Origin of the sequence: Streptomyces venezuelae, assembly GCF_008642275.1 — a bacterium.
Taxonomy (GTDB): domain Bacteria; phylum Actinomycetota; class Actinomycetes; order Streptomycetales; family Streptomycetaceae; genus Streptomyces; species Streptomyces venezuelae_E.
Genome location: NZ_CP029189.1, coordinates 4,602,578 through 4,620,283 on the forward strand (window position 1 = coordinate 4,602,578; position 17,706 = coordinate 4,620,283).

14 protein-coding genes and 1 pseudogene are annotated in these 17,706 nt (G+C 71.3%); 12 read left to right on the plus strand and 3 right to left on the minus strand.

The annotated features are described in order from the left end of the window. Positions 1-41: 41 nt before the first annotated feature. The gene (locus tag DEJ51_RS20545; RefSeq protein WP_150258876.1) at positions 42-932 is read right to left on the minus strand and encodes a L,D-transpeptidase family protein; all 891 of its coding nucleotides are present in this window, start codon (positions 930-932) and stop codon (positions 42-44) included. A gap of 206 nt (positions 933-1,138) precedes the next feature. Here DEJ51_RS20545 and DEJ51_RS20550 point away from each other — a divergent pair, with 206 nt between their 5' ends. Continuing rightward, positions 1,139-2,719: a methylmalonyl-CoA mutase gene (locus tag DEJ51_RS20550; protein WP_150258877.1), complete on the plus strand. Its 1,581-nt coding sequence runs from the start codon at positions 1,139-1,141 to the stop codon at positions 2,717-2,719. 45 nt (positions 2,720-2,764) lie between these two features. Beyond that, a complete protein-coding gene (gene leuE, locus DEJ51_RS20555; protein WP_150258878.1) occupies positions 2,765-3,415 on the plus strand; it encodes a leucine efflux protein LeuE in 651 nt (216 codons plus the stop codon). A 6-nt stretch (positions 3,416-3,421) separates the two neighbouring features. On the opposite strand, the gene DEJ51_RS20560 is transcribed toward leuE, so the two are convergent. Then, entirely contained in the window at positions 3,422-4,762 is a 1,341-nt protein-coding gene (locus DEJ51_RS20560; protein ID WP_150258879.1) for a polysialyltransferase family glycosyltransferase, read from the minus strand. After that, positions 4,762-5,745, minus strand: a complete 984-nt coding sequence (locus DEJ51_RS20565) for a glycosyltransferase family 2 protein (protein ID WP_150258880.1) — start codon at positions 5,743-5,745, stop codon at positions 4,762-4,764. Before DEJ51_RS20565 ends, DEJ51_RS20560 begins: the two co-directional genes overlap by 1 nt. A gap of 176 nt (positions 5,746-5,921) precedes the next feature. Here DEJ51_RS20565 and DEJ51_RS20570 point away from each other — a divergent pair, with 176 nt between their 5' ends. The 10 genes and pseudogenes from DEJ51_RS20570 to DEJ51_RS20610 all read left to right on the plus strand — a co-directional run bounded on the left by DEJ51_RS20570 (position 5,922) and on the right by DEJ51_RS20610 (position 17,623). Next, on the plus strand, positions 5,922-7,310 hold the full coding sequence (locus DEJ51_RS20570) for a DUF6716 putative glycosyltransferase (RefSeq protein WP_150258881.1): 1,389 nt from the start codon (positions 5,922-5,924) through the stop codon (positions 7,308-7,310). Continuing rightward, a pseudogene (locus DEJ51_RS35150) lies at positions 7,307-7,672 on the plus strand (cytidylyltransferase domain-containing protein); the annotation flags it as partial. The gene DEJ51_RS20570 and the pseudogene DEJ51_RS35150, both read left to right, overlap by 4 nt. A gap of 435 nt (positions 7,673-8,107) precedes the next feature. Continuing rightward, positions 8,108-9,016 carry an N-acetylneuraminate synthase family protein gene (locus DEJ51_RS35155; RefSeq protein ID WP_223836194.1) on the plus strand — a complete coding sequence of 303 codons (909 nt, stop codon included), beginning with the start codon at positions 8,108-8,110 and terminating at the stop codon, positions 9,014-9,016. A 96-nt stretch (positions 9,017-9,112) separates the two neighbouring features. Further along, positions 9,113-10,288, plus strand: coding sequence for a hypothetical protein (locus DEJ51_RS20580; RefSeq protein WP_150258883.1), 1,176 nt, complete (start codon positions 9,113-9,115; stop codon positions 10,286-10,288). 140 nt (positions 10,289-10,428) lie between these two features. Then, on the plus strand, positions 10,429-11,673 hold the full coding sequence (locus DEJ51_RS20585; RefSeq protein WP_150262046.1) for an amidohydrolase: 1,245 nt from the start codon (positions 10,429-10,431) through the stop codon (positions 11,671-11,673). A 230-nt stretch (positions 11,674-11,903) separates the two neighbouring features. Beyond that, positions 11,904-12,965, plus strand: coding sequence for a BMP family protein (locus tag DEJ51_RS20590; RefSeq protein WP_150258884.1), 1,062 nt, complete (start codon positions 11,904-11,906; stop codon positions 12,963-12,965). A gap of 230 nt (positions 12,966-13,195) precedes the next feature. Further along, positions 13,196-14,857, plus strand: a complete 1,662-nt coding sequence (locus DEJ51_RS20595; RefSeq protein ID WP_150262047.1) for an ABC transporter ATP-binding protein — start codon at positions 13,196-13,198, stop codon at positions 14,855-14,857. Beyond that, positions 14,854-15,969, plus strand: a complete 1,116-nt coding sequence (locus DEJ51_RS20600; RefSeq protein WP_150258885.1) for an ABC transporter permease — start codon at positions 14,854-14,856, stop codon at positions 15,967-15,969. Before DEJ51_RS20595 ends, DEJ51_RS20600 begins: the two co-directional genes overlap by 4 nt. Next, positions 15,966-17,228, plus strand: a complete 1,263-nt coding sequence (locus tag DEJ51_RS20605) for an ABC transporter permease (RefSeq protein WP_150258886.1) — start codon at positions 15,966-15,968, stop codon at positions 17,226-17,228. The genes DEJ51_RS20600 and DEJ51_RS20605 overlap by 4 nt, the downstream gene beginning before the upstream one ends. Continuing rightward, entirely contained in the window at positions 17,225-17,623 is a 399-nt protein-coding gene (locus tag DEJ51_RS20610) for a cytidine deaminase (protein ID WP_150258887.1), read from the plus strand. The genes DEJ51_RS20605 and DEJ51_RS20610 overlap by 4 nt, the downstream gene beginning before the upstream one ends. Positions 17,624-17,706 lie beyond the last annotated feature (83 nt).

Genomic DNA, 17,706 nt, shown 5'->3' on the forward strand with positions numbered 1-17,706 from the left:
CCGCGGGACCGGACACCGGTCCCGGCCCCGCCGCGGCGGCATCACCAGTAGACGACGACCTTGTCGCCGACCTGCACCTGGTCGAACAGCGCCGACAGCTTGCCCTTGTCCCGGACGTTGACGCAGCCGTGCGAGGCGCCGGCGTAGCCGCGGGCCGCGAAGTCGGCCGAGTAGTGCACGGCCTGGCCGCCGCTGAAGAACATCGCGTACGGCATCGGCGTGTGGTAGATCGTCGACGTCCACTCCTTGGCCTTCCAGCCCACGTTGAACACGCCCTCACGGGTCGGGGTGTTCTCGGAGCCGAAGCGCACGTCCATCGTCGAGACGATCTTGCCGTCGATCATCCAGGCGAGGGTGCGGCTCTCCTTGCTGATGCACATGACGCGGCCCGTCATGCAGCGCGGGTCCGGGGCGTCGACCTCGTTGACCGTCGACGGACGCAGCTCGTCGGCGGTGGGCTTCTTGCTGGCGCCCTGGATCTTCTTCCAGGTGGCCTCGTCGACCGAACCGGTCGGGTTCAGAGCGTTCTTCGACTGGAAGGACTTGACCGCGGCGGTCGTCTTGGAACCGTAGAAACCGGTCGGCGCGACCGACATCAGCTTGAGCTGGCGCAGCCGCGCCTGGAGCTCGCGCACCTGCTCGCTCTCGTCGCCGTTGGCCATGATCTGCTTCACCGAGGGCGAAGGGGAGGCCGACGCGGAAGCCGACGCGGAGGCGGAGGCGGAGGCGGAGGCGGACGGCGACGCCGAGGCCCCGCCGGGCTTGTCGTCGGTGGAGGGGGAGGCTTCGGGGGAGGTGCCCGCCGTGGGCGAGGACGAAACGGAGGAGGCGGAGGCCACGGGCTCCGTCTTCTGCGGTCCGCAGGCGGTCGCGGCGAGTGCGACGGCGGTTGCCACCCCGATCGTGCGGATTATGACTCTCTGGCGCTGCATTGCAGTCCCCCCGGTTTCTACGTCGTGTATCTAGGTGATGCTCCGCGTGCGTGGACAGTTGCACTCGGCTCCGGGATGTTGCGCCATTGTGACCGGCAGCCGTCCGCAGCCTTACGCGGCGATGCGCGGCCGGGGGCACCCCCGGCGGTGGCCCGGGGAGGTTCGACCGGTCCCGGGCCCGCTTGCTCCACGGAGGACTACGTCACATGGCACACACCGAGAGCGGAATCCCCGTCGAACCCGTCTACGGACCGGGTGACCTGACGGGGTGGGACCCGGCGGCCGAGCTCGGGCAGCCAGGTGAATTCCCCTACACACGGGGGATTTATCCCAACATGTACACCGGACGGCCGTGGACGATGCGGCAGTACGCCGGCTTCGGCACGGCCGCCGAGTCCAACGCCCGCTACCGGCAGCTCATCGAGGGCGGCGGCACCGGGCTGTCCGTGGCCTTCGACCTGCCGACCCAGATGGGACACGACTCCGACGCCCCCCTCGCACAGGGCGAGGTCGGCAAGGTCGGCGTCGCCGTCGACTCGCTCGACGACATGCGGACGCTGTTCGACGGGATCCCCCTCGACCGGGTCTCCACCTCGATGACGATCAACGCGCCCGCCGCACTGCTCCTGCTGCTGTACCAGCTGGTGGCGGAGGAACAGGGCATCCCGGGCACGGAGCTGACGGGGACGGTCCAGAACGACGTACTGAAGGAGTACATCGCGCGCGGGACGTACATCTTCCCGCCCGGCCCCTCCCTGCGGCTGACGGCCGACACCTTCCGCTACTGCCGGGCCGAGATGCCCCGGTGGAACACCATCTCCATCTCCGGCTACCACATGGCCGAAGCCGGCGCCTCGCCCGCGCAGGAGGTGGCCTTCACCCTCGCCGACGGCATCGCCTACGTCCGGACGGCCCTGGCGGCCGGGATGGCGGTGGACGAGTTCGCTCCCCGGCTCTCCTTCTTCTTCGTCGCCCGCACCACCCTGCTGGAGGAGGTCGCGAAGTTCCGCGCGGCCCGCCGCATCTGGGCCCGCGTCATGCGGGAGGAGTTCGGGGCCCGGGACCCGAAGTCGCTGATGCTGCGCTTCCACACCCAGACCGCGGGGGTCCAGCTCACCGCGCAGCAGCCGGAGCTGAATCTCGTACGGGTGGCCGTGCAGGCCCTGGCCGCCGTCCTCGGCGGCACGCAGTCGCTGCACACCAACTCCTTCGACGAGGCGATCGCGCTCCCGACCGAGAAGTCCGCCCGCCTCGCCCTGCGCACCCAGCAGGTCCTCGCGTACGAGACGGACGTGCCGCACACCGTCGACCCCTTCGCCGGGTCGTACGCGGTGGAGCGGATGACGGACGGTCTGGAGGCGGCGGCGCTCGCCCTGATGCGCCGGATCGAGGACCAGGGCGGGGCGGTGGCCGCGATCGAGGCCGGGTTCCAGAAGGCCGAGATCGAGCGGAACGCCTATCGCATCGCGCAGGAGACCGAGAACGGGGAGCGGGTGGTGGTCGGGGTCAACCGCTTCACCCTGGACCGCGAGGAACCGTACGAGCCGCTGCGCGTGGACCCGGCGATCGAGGCGCGGCAGTGCGCGGCACTGACCCGGCTGCGGGCGGAGCGCGACGGGGCTTCGGTGACGGCGGCCCTCGCGGCCCTGAAGGAGACGGCGGCGGGGACGGCGAACGTGCTGTACCCGATGAAGGCGGCGCTGCGCGCCCGGGCCACGGTGGGGGAGGTGTGCGGCGCGCTGAGGGAGGTCTGGGGGACCTACGAGCCGACCGGTTCCACCTGGTGAAACCGACTGGCGCGACAGGTGCAACCCTGTGCGACACTCCTGCGCATGCTGGGTGTGACAGATCTTCCGACTTATCTCGCCGGCCTGGTACTGATCATTCTGCTGCCGGGTCCGAACTCCCTCTACGTACTCTCCGTGGCCGCCCGCCGAGGCGTGCGCACCGGGTACAAGGCCGCCGCCGGGGTGTTCACCGGCGACGCCGTGCTCATGCTGCTGACCGCCGTGGGCGCCGGAGCGCTGCTGCGGGCGAGCCCGCTGGTGTTCACCGTGGTGAAGTTCCTCGGGGCCGGCTACCTGGCGTGGCTCGCGGTGGGCATGATGCGCGGGGCCTGGGCCCTGTGGCGCACGCGCGCGGAGCGGGCCGAGGCACGGGAGGCCGTCCCCGCCGACCCGGCCGAGAACGAGCGGCCCTACCGGCGGGCGCTGCTGATCAGCCTGCTCAACCCGAAGGCCATCCTCTTCCTGATGTCCTTCTTCGTGCAGTTCGTGGACCCGTCCTACGCCTACCCGGCCCTGTCCTTCCTGCTGCTGGGCGGGCTGCTGCAGACCGGCAGCTTCCTGTACCTGACGATGCTGATCTTCGGCGGGACCCGTCTCTCGGCGGCCTTCCGGCGCCGCAAGAGGCTGTCGGCCGGGGCCACCTCGGCCGCGGGCGTGCTCTTCCTCGGCTTCGCGGCCAAGCTCGCCGTCAGCTGAGACCCCTCAGCTGACCACGCGGCGCAGCCAGCCCATCCGCCGCACGGCCCGGCGCACCGCCCGGCTGCGCGGCAGGAACGACAGCTGCGCCGGGATGCCGCCCGGCAGGCCCAGGTAGGTCAGCCGGCGGCGCGTGAAGTACCGCCAGGTGCGCGGGGTCAGCCGCGCGGCCAGGTAGGCCTCGGCCGCCGGGCGCCGCGCGGCCAGGATCTGCGGCTGCATGGTGAATCCGACGGCGGTGAGCAGGGCGGCCGGCTCCGCCCGGACCTGCTCGGGGGTCGGGGGCGTCCAGCCGCGGACCGCCTCGGCGTCGGCGAGGTCCGGAAGCAGGGCGTCCACCAGGGCCAGCGGGACCCGGTTGCTGTTCGGGTACGGGGTCAGGGAGGCCAGCACCGCGTCCGTTCCGGTCCGGGCCACCGGGAGCCCGAACAGCGTGGCGGCGGTCAGCAGTCCGGTGGAGAAGCAGCCGACGACCAGCGCGGGTCGCAGCCGCTGGTAGAGGGTCTCGGCCAGGACCGGGGCGGCGCTCACGGTCAGCCGGGCGCCGAGCCGCTCGGCCTCCTCCTCAGCCCGGCGGCAGTACGCGGCCGGGGCGCCGGGGTGCGGCTTGAAGACCAGCTCGCGGTGGCCCAGGGCGTGCGCGCCCCGGACCATCGACACGTGCAGCTCCTCCTCCTCGGCCAGGGTCATCAGGTCGAGCGCGGAGAGGTACTGGCCCAGCAGGAGGGCCGGGCCCGGCCCGGCGGCCTCCACCTCGGTGGCGTCGGCGAGCTCGGCGAGGACCTTGAGGAACGGCTCCGTCGGCACCACCTCGACCCGCACCCCGAACTCCGTCAGCAGCAGGGGCTCCAGCCCGGGCACCAGGTCCAGGTGGAGCACCCGCCGGACCCGCATCCCGAGCTGCGGGTCGAGGCGGAAGCGGGTGGGTCCGTAGCTCATGAGCCCGTCGGCGTAGACGTCGACGGCCGCGCCCGCGAAGAGCCGGCACAGGCTCTGGGCCGGCGGGACCTGCAGGGACTCCACGATCAGCTCGACCCGGTCCTCGCCCAGGTTCCACAGCGTGCGCAGCTGCCGCTCCCAGAGCGGGACGTCCTCCGCGCGCGGCGCCCAGGTGCTCGGGTGCTGCGGCTCGATGACGCGGTTCCAGTCGAGGACCTCGTCGAAGCGGGAGCGCAGGGCGGCGAAACCCGGCATGTCCGTGACCCCCGGGGTGACCTCGGCGGTGACGGCGTGGTTGCTGGTCAGCAGGATGCGGCGGCCGGCGGGCGGGAAGGAGCCCGCGTCGATGCCGGCCGCGAGCGTGGCCGCACCGTAGAGGGTGGAGGCCAGGAAGATCTGGGTGGGCATCAGGCACCCGCTCCCGCGGGGGTGGCCCGGCGGCCGGTGCGCAGCCGGCGCAGCACGGTGGAGCGTTCGTCGTCCATCGAGTCCAGGACCTGGTCCAGTACGTCCTGCGGCATGCGGCCGAGCGCGGCCGAGCTCATCAGGCGGAGTTTCTTGGCCACGTCCGGCTCGAACCTTTCGATGGACCCGAAATGGTGGGCGATAATTGCACAATAGGTTCGGACGGCTTTGGGGAGCAGCCGGTCGGATTCCCGGTCGGCGATGACTTCCGCGAGCACCTGATCGAATGCGCGGATGAAATCGAGCTGCCGTTCGTCCCCCACCTGCGTCAATGAGGTGGAAACCCCGCGCCGGTAGAAGACGCCGGGCAGGCCGACCGCGGCGAAGGAGTCGGCCTCCCGGTGCAGCCGCCAGATCCACGGCCGGTCCTCCGCGGTCCGCAGCCCGTCGGTGAAGTGCAGCACCCCGCGGTCCAGCAGCCGCCGGTGGTACATCCCGGCCCACGCGTACGGATAGTCGACCGACGTGGCCCGGTCGGCGGGCAGGATCGCGGTGCGCGGGGCGGCGACCACCGACTCGGGGCCGAAGGGCACGCGCTGCACGCTCCGCGACCGCCCCGTGCACCGCACATGGTCGGTGCGGACGAAATCGCAGCTCAGAGCCTCTATGGCAGCCAGGGTCCGGGCCAGGTGGCCGGGTGCCAGCCAGTCGTCCCCGTCCAGGAACGTCAGGTATTCGCCGCGGGCCGCGTCCAGACCGGTGTTCCGCGCGGTGGCCAGGCCCCCGTTGCGCTCGTGTCTGAGGTGCACCGCCCCCGGCAGCTCGCGCGCCGCCCGTTCCAGCAGGCCGGACGTCCCGTCCGTCGAGCAGTCGTCGACGAGCAGGAACTCGAAATCCTCCCGGGCGTTGAGTTCGAGACTCTTCAGGGCGTCCGGTGCGTATGTCTGCACGTTGTAGAACGGCACGACAACAGAGAGCTTGGGCACCCGCGAGACATTAGGGCGCCGCCCGTCATTCACCGTGGCCCGGATGCGGATTCCATGTGAACGGCGCGGGGCGGGCGAGTTAACCCGTGCGCTTTCGCATTCAGTCGACGCGTTGTTAACCCGCTGTTGTGCGGTCGTTGGGCCGATCACCGAAATTGCGGAATAGCTTCTGCCGCGTGCCAGAACGCAAACGCGTCGCCGTACTCGCCGATTCCGACACGCGATGGAAATGGGGTGCGCTCACCGCCCGCCGTCTCGTGCCCGACCACCAGCTCACCGGATTCCTGCTGCGCGGCCGGGCCACCCCCACCGCCCGCCAGCTCGGAGAGGTGGGCGTACGGGCCGACCGGCTGTCCGAGGTGACCTGCGCCGAGTTCCTCGCGGAGATCGAACGCGAGCGCTACGACGTGGTCGTCCTCGCGCTCGTCGGCGGAGCCGTCCAGGCCGTCCTGCACGGGGCCCGCGCCCTGTGGCCCGCCCCGGCCCGGCGCCCCGTACTCGTCACCGGCTACGTGGGCGTCGTGTACGAGAAGCTCGCCGACGGGCTGCTGCTGCGCCACGGCGCCGACCTCGTCCTCGCCAACTCACGCCACGACGCGCAGCGGTTCCGCGCCGTGTACGAGGGCGTCGGCGCGGACGCCGCCGCCGTCACCGAGACCGCGCTGCCCTTCCTGGGCGGGGCGCCGTACGAGCCGGCCGGGAGCCGGGCCCACACCGTGGTCTTCGCCGTCCAGCCCTCCGTGCCCGAGAGCCGCGCCGACCGCGCCTACCTGCTGGAACGAGCCGCCGGACACGCCCGGCTGCACCCCGGCCGGGAGGTGCTGATCAAGCTGCGCAGCAAGCCCGGGGAGCACACCACGCACCTGGAGGAGCAGCCGTACCAGCGGCTCGCGGAGAAGATCCCCGGCGGACTGCCCGCCAACTGCCGCCTGGTGTACGGGAACATGGGCGAGGTCCTGGACGGCGCCGACCTGCTGGTCACCGTCTCCTCCACGGCCGCCCTGGAGTCCCTGCACCGCTCCATCCCGACGGCGATCCTCACCGACCTCGGCATCCGCGAGGCCCTCGGCAACCACCACTTCCTCGGCTCCGGCTGCCTGGCCTCCTGGGACCAGCTCGACTCCGGTCTCCTGCCGACCGGCGACCCGCTGTGGCTGGCGGCGCAGGGCGTGCTCCCGGCGCCGCCGAGCCCGGCACCGGGAGCGGCGCCGCCGAGCCCGGCACCGGCCGCCCAGGATCCGGCCGCCGGGCCCGCCGCGGGCGAGGCGCACGACCCCTACGCCGTCGCCCGGGCCAAGGTCGCCGGACTGCTCGCGGCGACCCGGCTGCCCCCGCCCGCCCCGTACTACACGCGCACCACCGCCCCCGGGTACCTCCCCGGGATCCTCGCCCGCCACCACCTCGCGCCCGACGGCACCCCGCTGCCCGGCGCGGTGCGCCCGGCCCGGGGCGAGTCCCGGCTGCGCCGCACCCTCCGCGCCCACCTGCGCGAGGCCGCACGCGGGGCCTACCGGCACGGCGTGCAGCGCGTGGCCCCGGTGATCCGCAGGCTGGGGGAGCTGTGAGGGTCCTCGCCGTCATCCCGGCCCGCGGCGGCTCCAAGGGGGTGCCGGGCAAGAACCTCGCCGAGGTCGCCGGCACCCCGCTCGTCGCCCGCGCCGTGCTGGCCTGCCGGGCCGCGCCGACCGTCACCGACGTGGTGGTCTCCACCGACTCCGAGGCCATCGCCGAGGCCGCCCGCACCGCCGGAGCCGACGTCATCGCCCGCCCCGCCGCGATCTCCGGCGACACCGCGAGCAGCGAGGCCGCCGTCCTGCACGCGCTCGCCGCCTTCGAGGAACTGCACTCGCTCACCGTGGACGTGGTCCTCCTCGTCCAGTGCACCAGCCCCTTCCTCGCCACCTCCGACGTCGAGTCGGTCGCCGTGGCCGTCGCCTCCGGGGCGGCCGACTCGGCCCTGACCGTGGCCCCGTTCCACGGATTCCTCTGGCGGGAGGGGCCCGAGGGCTCCGCGGCCGGCGTCAACCACGACGCGTCGTACCGGCCCCGGCGCCAGGACCGGCCGCAGGACCTGCTGGAGACGGGCGCCGCCTACGCCATGGACGCCGCGGGCTTCCGTACCGCCCGGCACCGGTTCTTCGGCCGCACCCTCCCCGTCGCCACCGACCCCGCCCGGGTCCTGGAGATCGACGACCCGCACGACCTGGCCCGCGCCCGCCTGCTCGCCCCCCTGCTCGACCCGCGCCCCGGAGCGCACCCCGCGGCCCCCGTACCGCAGGCCCCGGACCGGGACACCCACCCCGACCCGCAGCTCACACCCCGTACCCCCCGTACACCCCCGCACCGAAGGACGCCCCCTGCCATGACGACCACTCCCGACCCCCGCCTGCGTACCTTCGGCTCCCGCACCGCGGGCCCCGGCCGCCCCGTCTACGTCGTCGGCGAGATCGGCATCAACCACAACGGCGACCTCGGCAACGCCTTCGCCCTCATCGACGCCGCAGCCGATGCCGGCTGCGACGCCGTGAAGTTCCAGAAGCGCACCCCGGAGATCTGCACCCCGCGCGACCAGTGGGACATCGAACGCGACACCCCCTGGGGCCGGATGACCTACATCGACTACCGCCACAAGGTCGAGTTCGGCGAGGACGAGTACCGCGCCATCGACGAGCACTGCGCCAAGCGCGGCATCGACTGGTTCGCCTCCCCGTGGGACACCGAGGCCGTCGCCTTCCTGGAGAAGTTCGACGTCCCCGCCCACAAGGTGGCCTCCGCCTCGCTCACCGACGACGAGCTGCTGCGCGCCCTGCGCGCCACCGGCCGCACCGTCGTCCTGTCCACGGGCATGTCCACCCCGCAGCAGATCCGGCACGCGGTGGAGGTGCTCGGCAGTGCCAACATCCTTCTCTGCCACGCCACTTCGACGTACCCGGCCAAGGCCGAGGAGCTCAACCTGCGGGTGATCAACACCCTCCGGGAGGAGTACCCGAACGTTCCGATCGGCTACTCCGGCCACGAGACGGGCCTGCAGACCACCCTCGCCGCCGTCGCCCTCGGCGCCACCTTCGTCGAGCGGCACATCACCCTCGACCGCGCGATGTGGGGTTCGGACCAGGCGGCCTCCGTCGAGCCCGGCGGCCTCACCCGTCTCGTCCGCGACATCCGCACCATCGAGACCGCCCTCGGCGACGGCGTCAAGCGCGTCTACGAGTCCGAGCTCGGCCCCATGAAGAAGCTCCGCCGCGTGCAGGGCGAGCTGGCAGCCGTCTGAACCCCGGGGGGCGTCCCGCCGACCGGGCCCGCGGGGCCGGCGGGACACCCCCCACGTCCGGCGCGTACGAGATCCGCCCCCGACAAGGAGTACGTGGTGACCCCCTCCGCCCCCGCCGCCCCTTCCGCCTCCGCCCTGGCGTTCGTCGAGAGTCCGGTCCAGCTCCTGAACGTGCTGGAGTGGGCGTACGCGCGCCCCGGAGCGCAGCCGCAGCTGGACGGCGTCCCGCGCCAGCGGGGGCGCCGGGCCGGCGGCGGGGACCCGCCCCCCGCCCCCCGCCCCGCGGGCGCGGACTCCCCGCTGCGGATCGTCGTCCTGCCGCCCACCGACCCGATGTCCCGCGGCCAGCTGCGCCGGGTGGCCGCGCTGGCCCGGGACGAGGGGCACGAGGTCCGGTGGCAGGAGGCGCGCGGCAGCCGGCTCGCGCCGCTGAAGGCGCTCGCCGCGCTCGCGCGCGACGTACGTGCCGCGCGTACGGTCGTCGTCGGCGACCCGTTCTCGCGCTACGTCCAGCTGCTGCTCACCCTCGTGCGGGCCGAGGAGCTCGTGGTGGTCGACGACGGCACCGCCACCATGGAGTTCATGGCCCAGACCGCCCGCGGTGAACGCCTCGTACGGTGGCACCGGGCCGGCGGCGGCGGTCTGCCCGGCCGGGTCCGCGAGCTGGCGTACGCACCCGTCTCGGCGACCGCGCGCCGCCGCTTCACCCCGGCGGCGCACCACGGCCACCGCGTCGAGGTGTTCAGCTCGATGCCCGTCACCGCCCACGGCGGGATGACGCTGCGGGTCAACGACTTCGCCTGGACCCGCGCCCGGTTCGGCCCGCCCCGGCTGACCAAGGGCACCGACCTGGTCGGCACCTCGCTCGTGGAGACCGGGGTGGTGGACCCGGACCGCTATCTGGACGCCGTGCGCGCCCTGACCCTGGAGTACGGAGCCACCCGCTACTTCGCCCACCGCCGCGAGTCCCCGGAGAAGCTGCGCGCCCTGAGCCGCGTGACGGGGCTGGAGATCGTGCGTCCGGACCTGCCGCTGGAGCTGATCGCCCGGCGCGGTCCGGTCGGCCGGACGATCGTCAGCTTTCCGTCCACCGTCGTCCACACGCTGCCGTACGCCCTGACCGGCACCGGCGTCACGGTCGCCGTGTGCGATGTGGACCCCGCCTGGCTCACCGGGTCCGCCCCCCCGCGCGCCCGCACCTTCCTCGCGGGGGTCACCGACACCGCCCGTGATGTGCGCAGACTGCCTGCGCAGGCGGCTCCCACGGCCTGATGAGCGCGCGAGTTTACCCCCGGGCGCATCCGGTCATGCGTCCAGAGGTCGGGTTTCTTTCCCCTAACGGCATGAACTTTTCGTGATCCCCGGCCAGTTGACCCGTCCGTGGGCCTACCCTTCAACGGGTGAACCAGTTGATGTCCCGCGAGTCCCAGACCGCCCAGCCCGCCGCGTCCGACCGGCCCGAGCTGCCCGGCAAGCTTCCGGACCACCTGCGTACCGAACTGATCGCCTTCCGCCGGGACTTGCACATGCACCCGGAGCTCGGACACCAGGAATTCCGGACCACCGCGGCGATCAAGGCCCGGTTGGAGAAAGCCGGCCTGCGACCACGGGTGCTGAAGTCCGGCACGGGCCTGATCTGTGACGTGGGCACGTGGGACGGGGGCCGGCCGATGCTGGCCCTGCGCGCGGACATCGACGCCCTGCCCATCCCGGATGCCAAGACGCACGTCTCGTACCGATCGACCTTCGCGGACCGCGCCCACGCCTGCGGCCACGACGTGCACACCTCGGTGGTCCTCGGCGCCGGCCTGGTCCTCGCCGAGCTCGACCGGCAGGGGCTGCTGCCCCGCCCCGTGCGGCTGCTCTTCCAGCCCGCGGAGGAGGTGCTCCCGGGCGGCGCCACCGACGCCATCGAGTCCGGCGTCCTGGACGGGGTCGGCCGGATCGTCGCCGTGCACTGCGACCCCCGGGTCGACGCGGGGCGCATCGGGCTGCGGGCCGGCCCCATCACCTCGGCCTGTGACCGGCTGGAGGTCACCCTCTCCGGCGCCGGCGGGCACACCGCGCGGCCGCATCTGACCACCGACCTGGTGACGGCCGCCGCCCGGGTGGCCGTCGACGCCCCGGCCCTGCTGGCCCGCCGGATGGACGCCCGCTCGGGCATGTCCGTCACGTGGGGCCGGATCGAGGCCGGGCACGCGTGCAACGTCATCCCGATGCACGCCGAGCTCTCGGGAACCGTGCGCTGCCTGGACCTGAACGCCTGGCACGAGGCGCCGGACATGATCCACGCGGCGATCGACGAGATCGCGACCATGCACGGGGCCAAGTTCGAGATCAACCACGTGCGCGGGGTGCCCCCGGTGGTCAACGACCCGGTGATCACGGAGCTGCTGCGCGAGGCGATGGGGGTCCGCTGCGGAGCGGACTCGGTCGAGGACACGGAGCAGAGCCTGGGCGGGGAGGACTTCTCCTGGTACCTGGAGCACGTTCCGGGCGCGATGGCCCGGCTCGGGGTCCGCAAGCCCGGTGACACCGCCAAGCGTGATCTGCACCGCGGTGACTTCGACGTGGACGAGTCCGCGATCGGCGTCGGCGTGGAGTTCTTCACGGCCGCCGCACTGATCGACGGGCGTCGGGCCGTGGCCGGAAGATAGCCGTCAGGACCGCACTCCTTACAGCATCCGCGGGACTCCCGGCGGGCGTGTCCAGCCCTTGGTACACAAGGGCTGGGCACGGAAGGAGTTACCAATCGGTCACTGTCCGGTTCGCGACGATCCGATAACGACTCATGAACGGGCCTTTAACTGACATCTACGCGCGTTACGATCGCCGCGAAACCAGCGCCGGTCGTGGCGCTTCGGTCAGGTTTTGAAGGAGCCTCCCCTTGCGCCGGATCACCAGGATCGCCACCGTGGGCATCGCGTCCGCGGCGCTGGCCCTCTCGGCCACCGCCTGTGGCGGAAAGAAGTCGTCGGACGCCTCGGCCTCCCCCTCGGAGTCGGGTCAGAAGTCCGCAGCCATCGCGTACGACATCGGTGGCCGCGGCGACCAGTCGTTCAACGACGCCGCCTACGCCGGCCTGAAGAAGGCCGAAACGGACCTGAAGGTCAAGACCGCCGAGGCGGAGCCCACCGACGGTGAGGGCGAGGCCGACAAGGTCCAGCGCCTCACCGAGCTGGCCCGTAAGGGCAACAACCCGGTCATCGGCGTCGGCTTCGCCTACGCCCCGGCCATCAAGAAGGTCGCGCCGAAGTTCCCGAACACCACGTTCGGCATCATCGACGACACCTCGGTGACCGGCCCGAACATCGCCAACCTCGTCTTCAACGAGGAGCAGGGCTCCTACCTGGCCGGCGTCGCCGCCGCCAAGGCGTCCAAGACCGGCACGGTCGGCTTCATCGGCGGTGTCGAGGTTCCGCTGATCAAGAAGTTCGAGGCGGGCTTCACCCAGGGCGTCAAGGACACCAACCCGAACGCCAAGGTGCTCTCCGCGTACCTGACGCAGCCGCCGAACTTCGACGGTTTCGCCAAGCCCGACCTCGGCAAGGCCGCCGCGCTGGGCCAGCTCGACGCGGGCGGCGCCGACGTGGTCTACGCCGCTGCCGGTCTCGCCGGTTCGGGTGCCATCGAGGCCGCTTCCTCCAAGGGCAAGTGGGCCATCGGCGTCGACTCCGACCAGTACAACCAGGCCGGTCTGGCGAAGTACAAGGACTCGATCCTGACCTCGGTCACCAAGGACGTCGAGGACTCGGTCTTCAACCTGATCAAGTCGGTCGAGGACGGCAAGCCGACCACCGGTGAGATCCGCTACGGCCTGGACAAGGACGGCGTCGGCCTGGCCGACTCCAACCCGAAGTACAAGGAGATGGCTGACGTCGTCGCCGCGGTGGAGAAGGCCAAGGCCGACATCATCGCCAAGAAGATCACCGTCAAGACCGCGCCGTAAGGCCGTTCCTGACATGTAGTCCTGGTCTACGGGGTCCGGGAAGCGGTCGACATCGCTCCCGGGCCCCGAGCCTCGTTCTGTGATCGTTAGTCTGTGACCACGTGGCCGCCTGGCCGCAAGTTTTCACTTCCGACAGTGCTACGCGCGTAGAAGCATCGTGGACGCGATACTTTCTCTCCCCGCCCTGTCCCCCCTGCCTTCCGCTCCTTCCGCGCCAAGGAGAGTGCGTCATCAACGCGTCCAGCCCGCCCCTCGCCGTAGAACTGCACGGCATCACAAAGCGCTTCCCCGGCGTCGTCGCCAACAAGGACATCGCGATCACCGTCCGCAAGGGCACGGTCCATGCCCTGATCGGTGAGAACGGCGCCGGCAAGTCGACTCTGATGAAGATCCTCTACGGCATGCAGAAGCCGGACGAGGGCACCATCGCCATCGACGGGGAGCAGGTCACCTTCAGCACCCCCGGCGACGCCATCGCCCGCGGCATCGGCATGGTGCACCAGCACTTCATGCTCGCCGACAACCTCACCGTCCTGGAGAACATCGTTCTCGGCGGCGAGAAGCTGTACGGCATCGGTGCCAAGGCCCGCAAGAAGATCATGGAGATCTCGGACGCGTACGGCCTCGGCGTGCGTCCCGACGCCCTCGTCGAGGACCTCGGTGTCGCCGACCGCCAGCGCGTGGAGATCCTCAAGGTCCTCTACCGCGGCGCGAAGATCCTCATCCTCGACGAGCCGACCGCCGTGCTCGTGCCGCAGGAGGTGGACGCACTCTTCGACAACCTGCGCGAGCTCAAGTCCGAGGGCCTGACCGTCATCTTCATCTCGCACAAGCTGGGCGAGGTCCTGAAGGTCGCCGACGACATCACCGTCATCCGCCGCGGCACCACGGTCGGCACCGCCGACCCGAAGACCGCCACCCCCAAGCAGCTCGCCGAGCTGATGGTCGGTGCGGAGCTGCCGTCGCCGGAGACCCGGGAGTCGACCGTCACGGACGTTCCGATGCTGAAGGTGGAGGGCCTGACCGTCCTTGAGACCGGAGTCGTCGCTCTCGCCCCCGAGACCTCGGCGCGGTTCGTCATGCCGACGGACTCCGTCGTGCGCGAGGGCGCCGAGGTCGGCCGTCGGCTGCTCGACGACATCAGCCTCACCATCCACAAGGGCGAGATCCTCGGCATCGCCGGTGTCGAGGGCAACGGCCAGACGGAACTGATCGAGGCCCTCATGGGCATGATCCACCCCGCTGCGGGCGTGATCACCCTGGACGGCGCGGACATCACCAAGACCTCCGTGCGCAAGCGCCGCGAGGGCGGAATCGGCTACATCCCCGAGGACCGCCACCGTCACGGCCTGCTGCTGGAGTCCCCGCTCTGGGAGAACCGGATCCTCGGCCACGTCACCGAGGCGCCCAACTCCAAGAAGGGCATCCTCGACCCGAAGGCGGCCCGCAAGGACACCGAGCGGATCGTGCGCGAGTACGACGTCCGCACGCCCGGCATCGACGTCACCGCGGCCTCGCTCTCCGGCGGCAACCAGCAGAAGCTGATCGTCGGCCGCGAGATGAGCCACAACCCGAAGTTCCTCATCGCCGCCCACCCCACCCGCGGTGTGGACGTCGGCGCGCAGGCGCAGATCTGGGACGCGATCCGCGAGGCCCGTCGTGAGGGACTGGCCGTGCTGCTGATCTCCGCCGACCTGGACGAGCTCATCGGCCTGTCCGACACCCTGCGCGTGATCTACCGAGGCCGCCTGGTCGCGGACGCCGACCCCGCGACCGTCACCCCCGAGGAGCTCGGTACCGCCATGACGGGCGCCGCTTCGGGGCACCTGGAAGCAACCGACAACCACTCCGCCGCTGCCGACGGTGACACGACGGAGGACGAGGCCCGATGAAGACATTCGACAAGGACCGGCTGATGATCGCCATCGCCGGGCCCCTGCTCGCGCTGGTCAGCGCGTTCGCACTGACCATGATCGTGCTGGCGGCGACGGGCATCAACCCGATCGAGCCGCTGCGCATCATGGTCGAGAACGGCGGCTACGAGGACATCCAGGTCCTCATCGTCAACCAGGCCGGCACCTACTACCTGGCAGCCCTGGCCGTAGCCATCGGCTTCCGGATGAACCTCTTCAACATCGGCGTCGACGGCCAATACCGCCTCGCCGCGATGATCTCCGCCGTGGTCGGTGGCGCCATCGCGCTGCCCGGCCCGCTGCACATCCTGCTGATCGTGCTCGTCGCGATGCTGACGGGCGCCGCCTGGGCCGGTATCGCGGGCGTCCTGAAGGCCAAGCGCGGGGTCAGCGAGGTCGTCTCGACGATCATGCTGAACGCCATCGCGACCAGCCTCATCGCCTGGCTGCTCCTGCCGAAGAACCTCGGCGTCCAGGTCGAGGGGTCCAACGACCTCACCACCGGCGAGATCGCCCAGTCCGGCTGGTTCCCGGCGCTCTCCATGGGCGACTCGGGCGAGATCTACGGCTTCACCTTCATCGCCTTCGCCCTCGGCGTCGTCTACTGGTTCGTGCTCAACCGCACCCGCTTCGGCTTCGACCTGCGCGCCAGCGGCGCGAGCGAGTCCGCCGCGGCGGCCTCCGGTGTCGACTCCAAGAAGATGATCATCACCGCGATGCTCATCTCCGGTGCCGTCGCCGGTCTCTCCGGCATGCCGGTGCTGCTCGGCGAGAGCCACACGTACACCCTCGTCTTCCCCCTGGGCGTCGGCTTCACCGGCATCACCATCGCCCTGCTCGGTCGTAACAGCCCCGTAGGCATGCTCTTCGCCGCCCTCCTGATGGCCTTCATCGACAAGGCGTCCGCCGGTCTCGACACGGCCGGCTACGCCAAGGAGATCGGCACGATCATGAAGGGCCTGATCGTGATCGCCGTGGTCGTCTCCTACGAGCTCATCCGCCGCTACGGCATCCGCCGCCAGCAGCAGAAGGTCGGCGAGGAACTGGCCGCGGGCCACGCCATGAAGACCGAGAAGGAGGTCGCGGCGTGAGCGCCAGCACCGTATCCACGAAGAAGACGGCACCCGCGCCGGGCGGCCGCAAGAAGCTCACCCTTCCCTGGATCCTGCTGATCATCGCGGGCGCCCTCGCGCTCGTCTCCGTGGTCCGCCTGATCTCCGGGGCCAACGACCTGACCTCCGTCGGCCAGGTCTCCGGCGCCCTCTCCCTCGCCGTGCCGATCGGCCTCGCCGGCCTCGGCGGCCTGTGGGCCGAGCGCGCCGGTGTGGTCAACATCGGCCTCGAAGGCATGATGATCCTCGGCACCTGGTTCGGTGCCTGGGCCGGCTACCAGTGGGGCCCGTGGACCGGTGTGCTCGTCGGCATCGCCGGCGGCGCCGTCGGCGGCCTGCTGCACGCGATCATCACGGTCACCTTCAACGTCAACCACATCGTCTCCGGTGTGGCCATCAACATCCTGGCGCTCGGTTTCACCCAGTACCTGTCGAACTTCACGTTCGCCGACGCCCCGGGCGGCTCCTCCAAGCAGTCCCCGCAGGTCGAGCCGATCACCAAGATCACCATTCCTGGCCTGTCGGACTGGATGGCCGACCTCCAGGGCAAGCACTGGTTCTTCGTGTCGGACCTCGCCGGCGTCATCGGCGGTCTGGTCACCGAGATCTCGCTGCTGACCATCGTGGCCCTGCTGCTGATCCCCGCCACCTGGTGGGTGCTGTGGCGGACCTCCTTCGGTCTGCGCCTGCGCTCCTGCGGTGAGAACCCGATCGCCGCCGAGTCGCTCGGCGTCAACGTCTACAAGTACAAGTACATCGCCGTGATCGTCTCGGGCGCCCTCGCGGGCCTCGGTGGCGTGTACCTGTCCGAGGTCGCCAGCCCCATCTACCAGGAGGGCCAGACCGGCGGCCGCGGCTACATCGGTCTCGCCGCGATGATCTTCGGTAACTGGATGCCGGGCGGCATGGCGATGGGCGCCGGCCTCTTCGGCTTCATCGACAGCCTCAAGCTGCGCGGTGGTGCCGAGAACGTCCACGCGATGCTGCTGCTGATCGCGATCCTGCTGGTCATCGTCTGCGTCTGGCAGCTGTACAAGAAGAAGTACATCCAGGCCGGTGTCGCGGCCGCCTTCGCGGCGCTGCTGTTCCTCTGGTACGCGACGACGGACTCGGTGCCGAGCCAGTTCGTGGACGCAGCCCCGTACCTGACCACGCTGCTCGTGCTCGCCCTGTCGGCGCAGCGCCTGCGGATGCCCAAGGCGGACGGCATGCCGTACCGCAAGGGTCAGGGCAAGTGACCTCCGGCCCGACGGTGGACTGGGAAGTCCTGCGGACGTCCGCCCGGGAAGCGATGACCCGGGCGTACGCCCCGTACTCGGGCTTCCCGGTCGGAGTCGCCGCCCTCGTGGACGACGGCCGCGTCGTGACCGGCTGCAACGTCGAGAACGCCAGCTACGGGCTGGGCCTGTGCGCCGAGTGCGGGCTGGTCTCCTCCCTCCAGGCCACGGGCGGAGGCCGCCTCACGCACTTCACGTGCGTGGACGGCAAGGGCGAGATCCTCGTCCCGTGCGGCCGCTGCCGCCAGCTGCTCTACGAGTTCGGCGGCGAAGAGCTGCTGGTGGAGACCCCGGACGGGATCCTCCCCCTGGCGGCGATGCTGCCGCAGGCCTTCGGGCCCGGTCACCTGAGATAGCCGTGCCGACGGCCCTTCGCCCCTGCCGGGGCGGAGGGCCGTCTCACTTCCGTTCCCTGATCCCCTCTCCTCCCTCTCTCTAT

What these genes read in the sequence shown, in the direction of transcription:
- leuE (WP_150258878.1), top strand. Translation starts at nt 2,765, where the DNA reads ATGCTGGGTGTGACAGATCTTCCGACTTATCTCGCCGGCCTGGTACTG.
- DEJ51_RS20560 (WP_150258879.1), bottom strand. Translation starts at nt 4,762, where the DNA reads ATGCCCACCCAGATCTTCCTGGCCTCCACCCTCTACGGTGCGGCCACG.
- DEJ51_RS20585 (WP_150262046.1), top strand. Translation starts at nt 10,429, where the DNA reads ATGTCCCGCGAGTCCCAGACCGCCCAGCCCGCCGCGTCCGACCGGCCC.
- DEJ51_RS35155 (WP_223836194.1), top strand. Translation starts at nt 8,108, where the DNA reads ATGACGACCACTCCCGACCCCCGCCTGCGTACCTTCGGCTCCCGCACC.
- DEJ51_RS20550 (WP_150258877.1), top strand. Translation starts at nt 1,139, where the DNA reads ATGGCACACACCGAGAGCGGAATCCCCGTCGAACCCGTCTACGGACCG.
- DEJ51_RS20545 (WP_150258876.1), bottom strand. Translation starts at nt 932, where the DNA reads ATGCAGCGCCAGAGAGTCATAATCCGCACGATCGGGGTGGCAACCGCC.
- DEJ51_RS20600 (WP_150258885.1), top strand. Translation starts at nt 14,854, where the DNA reads ATGAAGACATTCGACAAGGACCGGCTGATGATCGCCATCGCCGGGCCC.